The organism is Psychrobacter sp. TB55-MNA-CIBAN-0194 (assembly GCF_040309505.1).
In the GTDB taxonomy this organism is placed as follows: Bacteria; Pseudomonadota; Gammaproteobacteria; order Pseudomonadales; family Moraxellaceae; genus Psychrobacter; species Psychrobacter fozii.
Genome location: NZ_JBEOOW010000007.1, coordinates 131,337 through 145,022, shown reverse-complemented (window position 1 = coordinate 145,022; position 13,686 = coordinate 131,337). Strand labels below are relative to the sequence as shown.

Annotated in this window: 11 protein-coding genes; 7 read left to right on the top strand and 4 right to left on the bottom strand. The window is 43.8% G+C overall.

What is annotated here, in order from left to right; all coding sequences use genetic code 11:
- The first annotated feature begins 252 nt into the window (after positions 1-252).
- The 6 genes from AAEY75_RS10020 (at position 253) to mmsB (ending at position 8,811) form a co-directional block, all read left to right on the top strand.
- Positions 253-2,313 carry a propionate--CoA ligase gene (locus tag AAEY75_RS10020; RefSeq protein WP_352259509.1) on the top strand — a complete coding sequence of 687 codons (2,061 nt, stop codon included), beginning with the start codon at positions 253-255 and terminating at the stop codon, positions 2,311-2,313.
- A gap of 413 nt (positions 2,314-2,726) precedes the next feature.
- On the top strand, positions 2,727-4,211 hold the full coding sequence (locus AAEY75_RS10015; RefSeq protein ID WP_197217457.1) for a CoA-acylating methylmalonate-semialdehyde dehydrogenase: 1,485 nt from the start codon (positions 2,727-2,729) through the stop codon (positions 4,209-4,211).
- 187 nt (positions 4,212-4,398) lie between these two features.
- Positions 4,399-5,559 (top strand): acyl-CoA dehydrogenase family protein, encoded by a 1,161-nt coding sequence (locus AAEY75_RS10010; RefSeq protein ID WP_352259508.1) that lies wholly within the window; start codon positions 4,399-4,401, stop codon positions 5,557-5,559.
- An 85-nt stretch (positions 5,560-5,644) separates the two neighbouring features.
- Positions 5,645-6,427 carry an enoyl-CoA hydratase gene (locus AAEY75_RS10005; protein WP_352259507.1) on the top strand — a complete coding sequence of 261 codons (783 nt, stop codon included), beginning with the start codon at positions 5,645-5,647 and terminating at the stop codon, positions 6,425-6,427.
- 72 nt (positions 6,428-6,499) lie between these two features.
- Positions 6,500-7,750, top strand: coding sequence for an enoyl-CoA hydratase/isomerase family protein (locus tag AAEY75_RS10000; protein ID WP_352259506.1), 1,251 nt, complete (start codon positions 6,500-6,502; stop codon positions 7,748-7,750).
- Between the two features lie 116 nt (positions 7,751-7,866).
- A complete protein-coding gene (gene mmsB, locus AAEY75_RS09995; protein ID WP_352259505.1) occupies positions 7,867-8,811 on the top strand; it encodes a 3-hydroxyisobutyrate dehydrogenase in 945 nt (314 codons plus the stop codon).
- Positions 8,812-9,083: 272 nt separating this feature from the next.
- Here mmsB and AAEY75_RS09990 read toward each other — a convergent pair whose 3' ends face one another.
- A complete protein-coding gene (locus AAEY75_RS09990) occupies positions 9,084-9,842 on the bottom strand; it encodes an IclR family transcriptional regulator (RefSeq protein WP_352259504.1) in 759 nt (252 codons plus the stop codon).
- A 602-nt stretch (positions 9,843-10,444) separates the two neighbouring features.
- Between AAEY75_RS09990 and AAEY75_RS09985 the strand changes: the two genes are divergently transcribed.
- Positions 10,445-11,308, top strand: coding sequence for a hypothetical protein (locus AAEY75_RS09985; protein ID WP_352259503.1), 864 nt, complete (start codon positions 10,445-10,447; stop codon positions 11,306-11,308).
- Between the two features lie 146 nt (positions 11,309-11,454).
- Here the strand turns inward: AAEY75_RS09985 and AAEY75_RS09980 are convergent, their stop codons facing one another.
- The 3 genes from AAEY75_RS09980 to AAEY75_RS09970 all read right to left on the bottom strand — a co-directional run bounded on the left by AAEY75_RS09980 (position 11,455) and on the right by AAEY75_RS09970 (position 13,643).
- Positions 11,455-12,225, bottom strand: a complete 771-nt coding sequence (locus AAEY75_RS09980; RefSeq protein WP_352259502.1) for a 4'-phosphopantetheinyl transferase family protein — start codon at positions 12,223-12,225, stop codon at positions 11,455-11,457.
- Between the two features lie 125 nt (positions 12,226-12,350).
- Positions 12,351-12,869 (bottom strand): peptidoglycan-associated lipoprotein Pal, encoded by a 519-nt coding sequence (gene pal / locus AAEY75_RS09975; protein ID WP_352259501.1) that lies wholly within the window; start codon positions 12,867-12,869, stop codon positions 12,351-12,353.
- A gap of 150 nt (positions 12,870-13,019) precedes the next feature.
- Positions 13,020-13,643, bottom strand: a complete 624-nt coding sequence (locus tag AAEY75_RS09970; protein ID WP_352259500.1) for a DUF6231 family protein — start codon at positions 13,641-13,643, stop codon at positions 13,020-13,022.
- Positions 13,644-13,686: the final 43 nt, after the last annotated feature.

Sequence of the window (13,686 nt, the reverse complement as noted above, 5' to 3'; positions counted from 1 at the left end):
CTGCTACATTTTAAACCGATACGTAATGTATCGGTTTTTTAGTTTTGGCAAGGATAGCCAGTATTGTATTATGAGAATATACAATAAGAGCTTATAGCAATTTCCAAAAAGTAGGATTAGCGGTGTCAAACTTGTTTAGTCTACGACAGGTAGTACTTGCACTCGTTTTTCTTGCGACTCTAATTTTTGTGAATGGTATTATATTATAAGGTAGTATCTTATTACTCATCGTTTACGCTAAGGACAGCCATTATGAGCGAGCAAGCCACCAATAAAAGTACTAATCAAAGCAGCAATCACGTTTCTATTCAAAACTCTCAAGCGCCATCCGATACCACTCAGAATTTTGCTGATATCTATCACGACTCCATTAATAATCGCGAGCAGTTTTGGGCTGAGCAAGCCAAGCGTATCTACTGGCATAAAGAGCCTGAGCAAATCCTCGATGACAGTAATTTGCCTTTCGCTAAGTGGTTCGTTGGCGGTGAGACCAATCTTTGTTATAACTGTGTGGATCGCCACCTCGAAGAGCGTGCAGAGCAAGACGCATTCATTTGGTTGTCATCAGAGATTAACCAAGAACTGATCGAAACATTCCCCGCCGTCGTTGATTCGTTTAAAGACCTAGGCAACAACGTCGAGTTTTATACAGACTATACCAAGCGCCGTTTGACGTACAATGACTTGTATAAAGAAGTCAATTATTTTGCGGATGTATTGCAACGTCATGGTATCGGCAAGGGCGATCGGGTCATCATTTATATGCCGATGATTTTGGAAGCGGCTTATGCGATGTTGGCTTGTGCTCGTATCGGTGCCGTGCATTCAGTGGTATTTGGCGGGTTTGCGGCACATAACTTGGCAATCCGTATGGATGATGCCGAAGCAAAAATGGTCATCACAGTGGATGCAGGTTTGCGCGGTGGTAAGGTCATTAACTATAAAAGCCTCGTCAATCAAGGGATCGAACAAGCCAACGTTAAGCCTGAGCATGTGCTAGTCGTCAACCGAGGCGTATTGCCATTTGTACCACAGGATATCGATGTGGACTATGCAACCGAGCGCCGTGTCAGTTGTGAAGCCAATGCGATTGTTGAGCCTGTTTGGCTTGAGTCCAATACGCCATCGTATCTTCTCTATACTTCTGGAACGACGGGTACGCCAAAAGGCGTGCAACGCGATACAGGCGGACATGCCGTAGCACTGACGACATCGATGGATTATATTTATGACGGTAAGGCAGGAGAGACGTTTTGGGCGATATCTGATATTGGCTGGGCCGTTGGACACTCTTATACGATCTATGCGCCACTATTAGCTGGCATGACCAGTGTTATGTATGAAGGATTACCACATCGCCCAAATCCAGGTATCTGGTGGCGGATTGTCGAGGCAAACAAGGTCAATATTTTGTTCACCGCACCGACGGGTGTGCGCATGCTCAAAAAACAAGATGAAGCTTGGATGACACGCTACGATGTCTCAAGCGTTAAATCGTTCTTTTTAGCAGGTGAACCACTCGATGAATCAACAGCCAACTGGTTAACTAAGCATCTGGGTGTTCCTATTTTAGATCATTATTGGCAGACAGAATCTGGTTGGCCTATTCTAAGTAATACGCCAAAGTTCAATCATAAACCGCATAAGCAAGGCTCGCCTGGTTATCCAATGTATGGCTATGATGCACAAGTTATCAATGAAGAAACAGGTAAGCCCTGTGCTGCTGGCGAAAAAGGCTTACTTGCAATCAAGGCGCCTCTGCCACCAGGTTGTCTCACTACCGTATGGCGTAACGACGAGCGCTTCATCAGCAGCTATTTCGGCTTGTTTGATGGACAACAATACTCAACGTCTGACTATGCCGTAACTGATGAGGATGGGTATTTCTATATCTTAGGACGCACAGACGATGTGATTAACGTCGCTGGTCATCGCATTGGTACGCAAGAGATTGAAGAGGCGATTAGCATGCATCCAGAGATGGCAGAGTGTGCGGTTGTAGGTATTCAAGATCAGTTGAAAGGGGAATTGCCTATTGCATTTTGTGTGCTGAGAGATCATGAGCAAGTGGCAACGACTGAAAATCGGTTCCGTATTGAGCAGCAAATCATCGGTGCCGTGGTCAAGTCCCTTGGCGGTATTGCAAGACCGGCGGCCATTTATTTCCCGCAAGCGTTGCCAAAGACTCGATCGGGTAAAATATTACGCCGTGCCATTCGTGCGTTGGCAGAAGGGAAGGAAACAGGGGATATGTCGACACTCGATAATCCACCTGCGATTGATGCAATTAAGCAGTCTATGAAAGATTATTGATTAATGCGGAATACAAATTTATTGATTGCTGATCAATAATGCCATTCAATATCGTACAAGAGCTCATGAATCATCATGGGCTTTTTTAGTTTTAAATTTTCCATAATATTTACTGTTGAATACAACCTAACATAAAAGTTTAATAAAGCGCTTGACCCTAAAATTGATTTATTGTTATAGTCAATAACGATACATAATAAATCATTTTAAAATTATCCATGTTTGGTAGTTATTGATGAATTCTTAATTTTTTATCAATACAAAATATAGTTTGTTCAATATAATTTGGATACAAGGAAGCCGAGTGAAAGTACTACAAATAGTAGACTAAGCGAGGCTGACACCGTATCTGATTTATAGAGGATTAACTATACCGCTATATGGTAGTTTTGCAAAAAAGATAAGGATATCTTATGCACCACGTTCAGCAGCTCATCAATGGTCAATTCGTCGATTCTAATACTAGCGAATGGATTGATATTACCGATCCCGCCACACAAGAAGTCATCGCAAAAGTTCCACAAACGACTGACGATGAAATCAACCAAGCAGTTGCCGCTGCCCAGACCGCCTTTCAAACGTGGCGCAAAACACCTATCACCACACGTGCCCGTATCTTCTTAAAGTATCAAGCATTGATACGCGAGCATATGGACGAGCTGGCAGGGATTTTGACCGCTGAACAAGGCAAAACGATTGCAGATGCTCGCGGTGACGTATTCCGTGGTCTAGAAGTGGTCGAGCATGCAGCAGGTATTGCAAACTTGCAGATTGGTGACTTCGTTGAAAACGTCGCATCAGGCGTTGATACCTATAGTATCTGGCAGCCGCTAGGCGTGTGTGCAGGTATCACACCGTTCAACTTCCCGGCGATGATTCCACTATGGATGTTCCCAATGGCGATTGCCACAGGCAACACTTTTATTCTTAAGCCGTCTGAGCAGGACCCGATGGTCACTATGCGTTTGGTTGAGTTAGCAATTGAAGCTGGCGTACCTGAAGGCGTGCTAAACGTTGTACATGGCGGAAAAGCTACCGTCGATGCTATTTGTGATCACCCTGATATCAAAGCCGTTTCTTTCGTCGGTTCTACCGCTGTTGGCAAACACGTCTATGAGCGTGCCAGTCAATCTGGTAAGCGTGCCCAGTGCATGATGGGTGCAAAAAATCACGGTGTTATCTTACCGGATGCTAATAAAGAACAGACGCTTAATCAGTTAGCAGGCGCAGCATTTGGTGCTGCCGGTCAGCGTTGTATGGCGCTGTCAGTGGTGGTATTGGTCGGTACTGCAGGTGAGTGGATTGATGACATTAAGGCCAAAGCAGAAAAGTTGGTCGTATCAGCAGGTAAGCATAATAAAGACCTAGGTCCGCTGATTTCTCCTGCCGCAAAAGCCCGTGTCGAGCACTTGATTGGTACTGGAGTAGAAGAGGGTGCCAGTTTGATTTTAGATGGTCGAGGCATTACCGTTGAAGGATATGAGAAAGGCAACTTCGTCGGCCCGACTATCTTTGATAATGTCACAAGCGACATGCAGATTTACCAACAAGAAATCTTTGGGCCAGTATTGTGTATCATGCGTGCAGCCGACCTTGATGAAGCGATTGAGATGCTCAATGCCAATCCACATGGTAATGGCACGGCGATTTTTACTCAGTCAGGTGCCGCCGCACATAAATTCCAACAAGACATTCAAGTCGGTCAGATTGGCATTAACTTACCGATTCCTGTGCCACTACCAATGTTCTCATTCTCAGGTTCACGTGCTAGTAAGCTTGGTGATCTTGGTCCTTATGGCAAGCAAGCCGTGCAGTTCTATACTCAAACCAAAACCGTTACTGCGCGTTGGTTTGATGATGAGGCTAGCCGCGGCGTCAATACCACCATTTCAATTTAATCGTTCGTTCGACATGTTTGCGGTATAGCGACAATTCTGTTTAGGGCATATTTCAGCCAAGCCTGATTTTATGATTGTCGTTATGCTGCTGCTATACTGTATAGCCAATACTATATGAACAATATTAGACTGACGATTTATAAAGTTCTCTACACCATATTTGCGATGCACGCACAAGGATGATCTCATGGATTTTTCATTGACCGAAGACCAAATTGCCTTTCGCCAAACCGCTCGGCAGTTTGCCCAAAAAGAGCTAAAACCACACGCAGCAGAATGGGATCGCACCTCGCATTTTCCAGTCGATGTCATCAAAAAATCAGGCGAGCTCGGATTTTTAGGATTGTATACCAATCCAGAATATGATGGTTTGGGATTACCACGCTTAGACTCTGCGATGGTGTTTGAAGAGCTTGCATGGGGTGATACTGCCGTTGCGGCTTATATGAGTATTCATAACATGACTGCTTGGATGATCGGTGAGTATGGCAGTGATACTTTGTGCAAAAAGTATCTACCCAACATGGTGAGCGGAGAGTGGTTGGGTAGTTATTGCTTAACTGAACCCAATGCTGGCTCTGATGCAGCTTCTCTGCGTACCAAAGCGGATAAGCAAGGCGAGCATTATGTACTAACTGGAGAGAAAACATTCATTTCAGGCGCAGGGTCTACCGATGTCTTAGTCGTCATGGCACGTACAGGCGGCGCAGGCGCAAAGGGCGTTTCGGCTTTTGTGGTAGATGCGAATAGTGCTGGTATCGAATATGGTAAAAACGAGCATAAAATGGGCTGGAAAGCGCAGCCAACACGCACGATTAGTTTTAAGGATGTGAAAGTTCCAGTAGAGAACTTGATAGGCGAGGAGGGCCAAGGCTTTCGTATTGCGATGAAGGGTTTAGATGGTGGGCGTATCAACATTGGTATCTGTGCGGTTGGTACGGCGCAGTCAGCACTAGAGACCGCGACCAATTACGTGCAAGAGCGTAGCCAATTCGGTAGCCAGATTGCTAACTTACAATCTGTACAGTTTAAACTTGCCGATATGCTGACCCAGACCATTAGCGCGCGACAAATGCTTTATCTAGCAGCGAGCAAAGTTGATAACAATGACGGTCAAGCGTCTACCTACTGCGCAATGGCCAAGCGTCTCTCCACTGACCTATGCTTCGATGTCGCCAATGAAGCCTTACAGCTACACGGTGGTTATGGCTATCTAAATGAGTATCCACTTGAGCGCCATGTACGAGATTTGCGTGTGCATCAGATTTTGGAAGGTACCAATGAGATTATGCGAGTGATTGTCTCGCGTCAGCTATTACAGGACGATGCGTTGGATCAATTACGTTAATTGTATTAGGGTATTTTCTCAAACTAATTGAAGACACGCCCTAACGGCTAACCATACCCAATTCAGATAAAATAAAGGATTATTTATGACGGATTATACCAATCTTAAGTTATCGATTGATGGTCATACTGCTACCGTGACATTGAATAACCCACCAGCCCACACGTGGACGATGAACAGTTTGCCAGCACTCAAACAGCTGGTGACTGATTTGAATGCCAATGATGATATTTATGCTTTGATTATTCGTGGTGATGGTGAGAAGTTCTTTTCAGCGGGTGCAGATTTAAACAATTTCTCAGATGGTGATAAAGGTCGTGCCATCAGCATGGCGATTGCTTTTGGTGAAGCGTTTGAGGCGCTATCTACCTATCGCGGTGTCAGTATTGCTGTCATCAACGGCTATGCGATGGGTGGCGGACTTGAGTGTGCGCTTGCTTGTGACATTCGTATCGCAGAAGCGCATGCACAGATGGCATTGCCAGAGACTGGTGTGGGATTACTGCCATGCGCGGGTGGTACACAAAACCTAACTATGTTAGTAGGAGAGGGTTGGGCTAAGCGCATGATACTGTGCGGTGAGCGCGTTGATGCAGAGACGGCGTTGCGTATTGGTCTGGTCGAAGAAGTGGCTGCCAAAGGAGAAGGGTTAAAAGTGGCGCAAGCACTAGCGCAAAAAGTTGCTAAACAGTCTCCTGTTGCCGTCAGTTATTCTAAAGCGCTTATCCAAGCTGCGAGAAATACCCCACCTGCACAAAATCTCATCCATGAGCGCGAAGCGTTTGTTAAGTTGTTCGATACCAACGATCAGCGCGAAGGCGTGCAAGCGTTTTTAGAGAAGCGCAAACCGAATTGGCAAAATAAATAGACTGCAGGTAGGATGTGCTAACAGTCACTTTATTCATTTTAATTTTTGCAGGTACTTTTTATGACAGCCGCCATGACATCAGTTACAACAACAGATAATAATCAAAAAGTCACAGAGCAAGAAGCGCCAGTATTGTTCAACACTGAATCGACAGATTGTGGTCATTTGATTGGCGTCATGACACTTAATACCCCCAAATCTCTCAATGCGCTGAGTGTTGATATGTGCAAACTATTAGCACAGCAGTTAGATGCGTGGGCAAGTGATGCACAGATAGTCGCTTTGGTGTTGAAAGGCGCAGGCGACAAGGCTTTTTGTGCGGGTGGTGATATTCGTAAGCTGTATGACAGTATGTTGACCAGTGCACCGTTACCGAATCCTTATGCAACAGAGTTCTTCAGTCATGAATATAGCCTCTATCGGCAGATGCATTTTTATGCCAAGCCAATAATTCTTTGGGGTGACGGTATCATCATGGGCGGCGGTATGGGATTGATGGCAGGTTGTAGCCATCGTCTGGTCACTGAACGTACTCGCTTTGCGATGCCAGAAGTGACTATCGGACTATTCCCTGATGCCTCTGGCAGTTGGTTTTTGCAGAATATGCCTGCCAAAACAGGTCTGTTTTTAGGGCTAACCGGTGCGATGTGCAATGGTAGTGATGCGCTATTGGCCAATCTAGCAGAGTATGCCGTTGCTAGTAGTGATTATGATGCTGTCATACAAAGTTTAAAACAGAGCGATTGGCAACCAGCTGCCAGCAGTAAGGATAAATGCGATAACAATAGTGCGCATAGTATCGTTAGCCGTGCACTCGCCGCGCAATCAGTTGCTGAGTTGCCTGCCAGCAATTTAGCAAAATATTGGCAACCTATCCAGCAGTTGATGAATAGTGGTGGCTTGGGTGATATCGATGCCATATTGCAAAGTGATGAGGCATTAGCAACGTTACATTCAGACTTTGCAGCAGACAGTTGGGCGCAGCGAGCAGTCGCCACTTATCGACATGGTTGTCCCGTTACCGTCGCTTTGACCTATGCGCTTTATCATAAAGTTGCTGACCTGTCGTTAGAGCAAGTTTTATATCTAGAAACCAATGTGGCGGTACATTGTGCGGCCAATCCTGACTTTAAAGAAGGGGTACGCGCGCTATTGATTGATAAAGATAGAAATCCGCAGTGGTCGCGTTCATTAGCTGATTGTCTCAATGCAGAAGGGCAGGCATATATCCAACAGCATTTTGTAAACCCTTATGCGACAAGTGAGCACCCTTTAGACGGTTGGTTGGGTACTGAAGCAGCAAGCAACCAGTTTGTCCGCTAACAACTTAAACTGTCTATTTGATTGGTATTAACTAGGCATATCACACTAAATGGCATGACGTACACAAAACACAAGCGTGCGCCATGCTGACTATATAACCATCAAGGAATGATGAGATGAATACAAAGGATGTAAATACTGCGGATAATGGTAGTGCGAAGCCAAATATTGCTTTTATCGGGCTTGGTAATATGGGCGCGCCAATGGCGGAGAACTTGTTAAAAGCAGGTTATGGATTGTCTGTCTATGATTTGTCTGAGGATGCGACCCAGCGTCTACAGCAAGCAGGTGCTAGGGTGGCAGACAGTCCTAAAGCTGCTGCAAGCAATGCACAAGTCATCATTAGTATGTTGCCTGCTGGCAAGCACGTTCACTCTGTCTATTTGGGTGAAGAGGGAACTAATGGTCTACTGGCAGAGTTACCACAGGGCACATTGGTGATTGACAGCAGTACCATCGCTGCTGCTGATGCAAGAACCGTGGCAGAGGCAGCAAGCAAGCTGGGTATAGAATTCTTAGATGCGCCAGTCTCTGGTGGTACGGGCGGCGCTATCGCAGGTAGTCTGACTTTCATTGTGGGCGGTAGTACTGACGCGTTTGCAAAAGCGGAGCCAATACTAGCGGTCATGGGCAAAAACATCTTTCATGCTGGCGAGCATGGTGCCGGACAAGTGGCTAAAATCTGTAATAACATGCTATTAGGTATCTTGATGGCAGGGACGGCAGAGGCGATTAATTTGGGCGTCAAAAATGGTTTAGATCCCAAGGTGCTATCAGATATTATGCTACAAAGCTCAGGTCGTAACTGGACATTAGAAGTGTACAATCCTTACCCGCAAGTCATGGAGAACGTACCATCGAGCAACGGTTATCAAGGTGGCTTTATGAGTAAGCTGATGCAAAAAGACCTCAATCTGGCTTTACAAACCGCTCAGAATACAAACGTTGATACGCCGATGGGTGCTAAGGCTGCAGAGTTATATGAAGCGCATACAGTCGAAAATGGCGATAGAGATTTTTCTAGTATCATGGCGCGTCATGACAGTTCGGTACTCTCTTAGCACCAATCCCCAAAAGTACGATTAGCGGTGTCAAGCTTGTTTAGTCTACAATGCGTCGTACTTGCACTCGTTTTCCTTGCTTCTCTAATTTTTGTGGATGGTATTAGCTCCAAAATAGTATGTTTAATACAGTCAAAGAACTACTAAACGGCTATACATTATAAGAGATGTGTTCAACCATATAAAAAGGCCTGCGCTAATCTCTTAGTGCAGGCCTTTTTATAGTCATTCGATTATAGCCATTTAATTATAGTCATTTAACGGTCACAGCTTTAGCTTTGTAGCTCATATACCAGCGATTGAATATCTTGTGCCGCTGCTTGTAGTCGTGGCACATGTGTCAGCAGCTCATCCAAAGATAGGCGTACGGTTGGTGCATGAATATATAGTGAGGCCAGATAGCGCGACTTTTTATCCAGTATAGGCACAGACACAGCTACCATTTCAGAGATAAACTCTTCGTTGTCGATACCCACACCCATTTCAGCAATATGATCTAGCTCTTTGTTTAACGCATCGATATCGGTGATGGTGTTTTTCGTGAACTTATCTAGCGGCAGACTTTGCAGTATCTTGTTGCGACTGGTAGCAGATAACTGACTCAAATACAGCTTACCAGTAGCGGTACACCACATTGGTGATTTGGCACCTACGGGCAGATAAATCTGTAGCGGTAGAGCGGTTTGTGCACGGTTGGTATAGAGCATGTCCATATAATAGGGAATTGCGATCCCGCAAGTTTCTTTTACCTCCTCTACTAATTTATGCAAAACCATTTGTCGTTCATTAAAGAACTGGCGCTGCTGCCACAGCTCAACACTTAAGTTGCGTACTCGTTTTCCAGGAATGATGCCACCTCCAATATCGACGGTCACAAAACCCTCATCAACCAAATTTTGGATCAATCTATGCATGGTTGGTTTATGAATGTCTAGTTCCTGTGACAGCTCAAGTGGAGAGAGAGGCTTAGAAGCATAAGATACGGCTTCGATAATCTCTAACACACGGGTAATCGACGATACTTTAGGCATATGGATGGCTCAATAATAAAAATAGTACAGTAGGAAATATCACAATGTTTTAATCAATCAGATAGGTAGCAGTGAATACGTAGATTTATCACACATTCTTAACTACTTCTAATTTAGCACAATATCAAGCTTAGACAAGTCTTAGGCACGCTATCTGCTCATACTATATAGAAACAATTGTATGATAAACGCATGTGTCTAAAAACTTATTTAAAGCAACAGTGGCTACAACAACTCACAAAGTACAATAAACTGTAGTAATAAGCTATATAACCGCCACTGAGTTTAATGGAAAGGTCGTTCACTATAATGACATATTTTGTAATACCCTTACATAAACATTAAGCTGTCCAATATCAATGTTTGCGCTATTCAGTAGCTGTAAGAGTGTTGTGTAACAGAAACTCGAAGTTTTACGGATTGGTGTAGTAATTATTACAATACCTATGCAATCTTTACATAATGGCAAATAAAAAGCGCATCTATAGGGATGACTTTTAAGGCCAAAATTGTTTTAATCTCCTCAACAAAAATGATTGATATCAAAATCTGAATTATCATTTTTTTACGGGCGAGTTATTACATTCTTTAGGAGAATATTGATGAAATTTATTAAACTAACGGCTATTTCTGCTGCTGTCATGGCATCAACTGCTGCTTTTGCTGCTGAACCAGTTATCGTTGTTGATGAAGCTGATGCAATGGTATATGAAGCTGAGCCAACTGCTGTTGCTTATGAAGCTGAGCCAGTTGCCGTCGCCTATGAAGCAGAACCCGCTAATACTGGTATTGTCGGTAAAACTACGGGTGCTGTTCGTAATACTACTGGCGCTATTTTTGGTGGTACTAAGACACTTTTCAACACCGCTATTAACCCAGCATCTGTAAGCGCTGAAGCTGGTACTTTAGGTTATGGTGCTAACATCGGTTGGTCACTAAATGAGAAAACTGAGTTACAAGCTGGTTGGGCAGGTGGTGATGCAGCTGACCTATTCGGCGGTGATTTCGATGTTGACGACGTAAACTACGAAGTAGATTCAGATTTCAGCAACCCGTACTTAGGCGTGCAATTACGTCCTGCTAGTAACTGGTTCACAGTTGGTGCTGGTATTATCGTTCCTGATAACGATATCGATATCCGTGCAAACTCTGAAAATGGTTCATATAAAATCGATAACGTTAGCTATGACTCAGCTGAAGTTGGTACTCTAGAAGGTAATATCGAGCATCGTAACAAGCTAGCTCCTTATGCTACTATCGGTTTCCGTCCTAATATCACTAACAACTTCGGTGTGTTCGGAGAGTTAGGTGCTGCTTATATGGGTAAAACAGACGCAACTGTAACGGCTACTGGTACTAGCGATAATGCTGTTGCTGCTGCTAAAGCTGCTGAAACTGAGCTTGAAAATAAAGATTGGTTAGAGTGGATGCCAATTGTTAAAGTTGGTGCAACTTACCGTTTCTAATCTAATCACAGTCTAAAGGCTGTCATTAGAAGAAAAGTAAGCGCAAAAAAACGACCCTTTTTAGGGTCGTTTTTTTGTCTGAAATAAAGTAACAGTCGTTGTTTAAAACAATAATCGCTATCTAAATTAATATAATTGTCACTTATCTAAAAAACAACGACCGTCTGTTGTATAGATAAAACGGCAATTTGATAAGGTAATTTATGGTCATTTATAACGGTTAAAGCTGATGGCTTTCTACTGGCATCTATTAAGTCATCAATAAGATAGGAATAATCTATTCCTAGACCTTGAGCCAGTTTGTATTGATGAATTTTAATAAAGCTTTCTTTTATCTGCCACAGAAACTTGGCGATCGTGTCGCGTTGAATCATGGGTAATGATTGCAAGATTGAAATCTCGCTGTCTGAGTAAAATCGCTTTGCCACATGCCATGCAACATTATTGACCTCTACGTCGACACCTATAGGGCGGTGAGGGCTAATCACCACGGCGACTGTACTGCTCATCGGTGTATTGACTGCCTTACTTTTGCCACCTGTATGACTAAAGCATACATAGTATCTACCTTTAACAAGGCAATACGGGAATGCGGATTCATCTAACGTATCGCTGAGCGCTAGCTTATCCAGTAATTGCTCTAACAACAGGCGTACGCCTCGACGCTGTCGCTGACGTTGGGTATGAGCGATATCACGCACTGATAAATTATCTGGTGATATGTGGTACTGCCAACTACATTGATACCATTTGTCAGTATTTATATATGAATCGTCAGCAATTAGTCGACCCAACGATTTGCTCCACAAGTCTTGGTGCCTAAGATGTGGAGGTTCACTTACCTGCGCGGTAGCACACCAGGTCATGGGCTGTAGCTGAGTAAATTGAATATGCGTCAGGCGTAAGGTTGGCATCATGAATTATATCGATTGGTATGAGTTTTTTTTGCTTTAGTAATACGTAAAAAGCCCAGCAATATCAATATTACTGGGCTTTTATGAATCAAATTAAGCCTGTCTGATTCTGATTGGTTGTACGACTCTTAGTAAGACAGCTCAGCACGGCGGTTTTGTGCATAATCAGCTTCAGTGTTACCAGCAGCAGCAGCGCGTTCTTCGCCATAGCTGATGACACGGATATTACTTGTAGACACACCTTGGGCAGCAAGATAGTTACGCGCTGCTTGAGCACGGCGCTCACCCAATGCGATGTTGTATTCACGGCTACCGCGCTCATCAGTGTGACCAGCGATGACAACACCCGCTGATGGGTTTGAGCTAAGTAGGCTTGCATGCTGATTCAAAACACTGGCCGATTGTGCGGTAATTTCGCTGCTATCATAGCCGAAATATACAACGGCTTGTAGGTTTTCAGCACCAGCCATAACGGCGCTAGAGTTATTCATAGAAACAGAGCCATTATATCCAGCTTGACCACCTGGGATACCTAGTGGGGCAACCACAACTTCAGAGTTTGTACGTTTGGTAGCACAACCTGTAGTAATGGCGATTGCGCTTGCTAATACAGTTAGAACGGCGATCTTAGAAAAGTTAGTTGACATGCTGAGCTCCTAAAATTTTAATTAAATTGTTTTTTTAAACTGCTTAGGATAAAACTTGGGCAATTGCTATCTATAATATACTAAATGTTACTTTATGTAATTAGTTTTACTGTAAATAATTCTAGAATTTACATATAGATATGAGGCTTACTACCACCGATGCTTACCCCAGTTTTCAGGGTTGGCCCAGTAGTCAGCATTGAGCCAATTTGGTAGCTGTTTATAGTCATATAAATTAAACTGCCAGAGAATGGCTGCCGTTGATACGAGCGAGTTGTTTTGATCAGTTAAGCTAATCTCTGAAGGTTGCTCGTTCAAAATATTAAATGGTGTAAAGCCATAAGCTTGTAGGTTTATGCTGCTCTCAAGTGCGATAAGTAGATGTGCAGCATACAGGTCGCGATAGCGCATCAGTAATGGAATATATTGCTGTAGTAGCTCGGATGACAATGCGGGCAACCAAAAACAGGCGAGCTCATACCGTCTAGGCAGTTGCTGCTGCGTAAGCTCTGTCAGCGTTACTATCTGTAGCGCTTCAGCTTGTGCTGTTTCATTATAGCTGTCTTTATTGCTGAGATATTCTTTTAGCTCAGTCTTTAATGCTATGCGTGCATTTTTGTCTTGTACTACCCATAATAACTCAGCGATGTCGTTGACTTGTTCAATCATTTCCGGTGTGTCTTCTTGCGTCACTAACGATGGCAGTAGGGCATCAACGTAATCTATAAGTAGTGGTAAAGTAATGTCTGAACGACGGGCAGTATGCTTTGTCATATAATAGGCCGTTAATTGAATAGTGAATCTATTAAATCATTTT

Bases quoted from the DNA above. Each gene is read 5' to 3' on its own strand.
- AAEY75_RS10015 (WP_197217457.1), top strand. From the start codon at position 2,727: ATGCACCACGTTCAGCAGCTCATCAATGGTCAATTCGTCGATTCTAAT.
- AAEY75_RS10000 (WP_352259506.1), top strand. From the start codon at position 6,500: ATGACATCAGTTACAACAACAGATAATAATCAAAAAGTCACAGAGCAA.
- mmsB (WP_352259505.1), top strand. From the start codon at position 7,867: ATGAATACAAAGGATGTAAATACTGCGGATAATGGTAGTGCGAAGCCA.
- AAEY75_RS10010 (WP_352259508.1), top strand. From the start codon at position 4,399: ATGGATTTTTCATTGACCGAAGACCAAATTGCCTTTCGCCAAACCGCT.
- pal (WP_352259501.1), bottom strand. From the start codon at position 12,869: ATGTCAACTAACTTTTCTAAGATCGCCGTTCTAACTGTATTAGCAAGC.
- AAEY75_RS09980 (WP_352259502.1), bottom strand. From the start codon at position 12,225: ATGATGCCAACCTTACGCCTGACGCATATTCAATTTACTCAGCTACAG.
- AAEY75_RS09970 (WP_352259500.1), bottom strand. From the start codon at position 13,643: ATGACAAAGCATACTGCCCGTCGTTCAGACATTACTTTACCACTACTT.
- AAEY75_RS09990 (WP_352259504.1), bottom strand. From the start codon at position 9,842: ATGCCTAAAGTATCGTCGATTACCCGTGTGTTAGAGATTATCGAAGCC.
- AAEY75_RS10005 (WP_352259507.1), top strand. From the start codon at position 5,645: ATGACGGATTATACCAATCTTAAGTTATCGATTGATGGTCATACTGCT.
- AAEY75_RS10020 (WP_352259509.1), top strand. From the start codon at position 253: ATGAGCGAGCAAGCCACCAATAAAAGTACTAATCAAAGCAGCAATCAC.
- AAEY75_RS09985 (WP_352259503.1), top strand. From the start codon at position 10,445: ATGAAATTTATTAAACTAACGGCTATTTCTGCTGCTGTCATGGCATCA.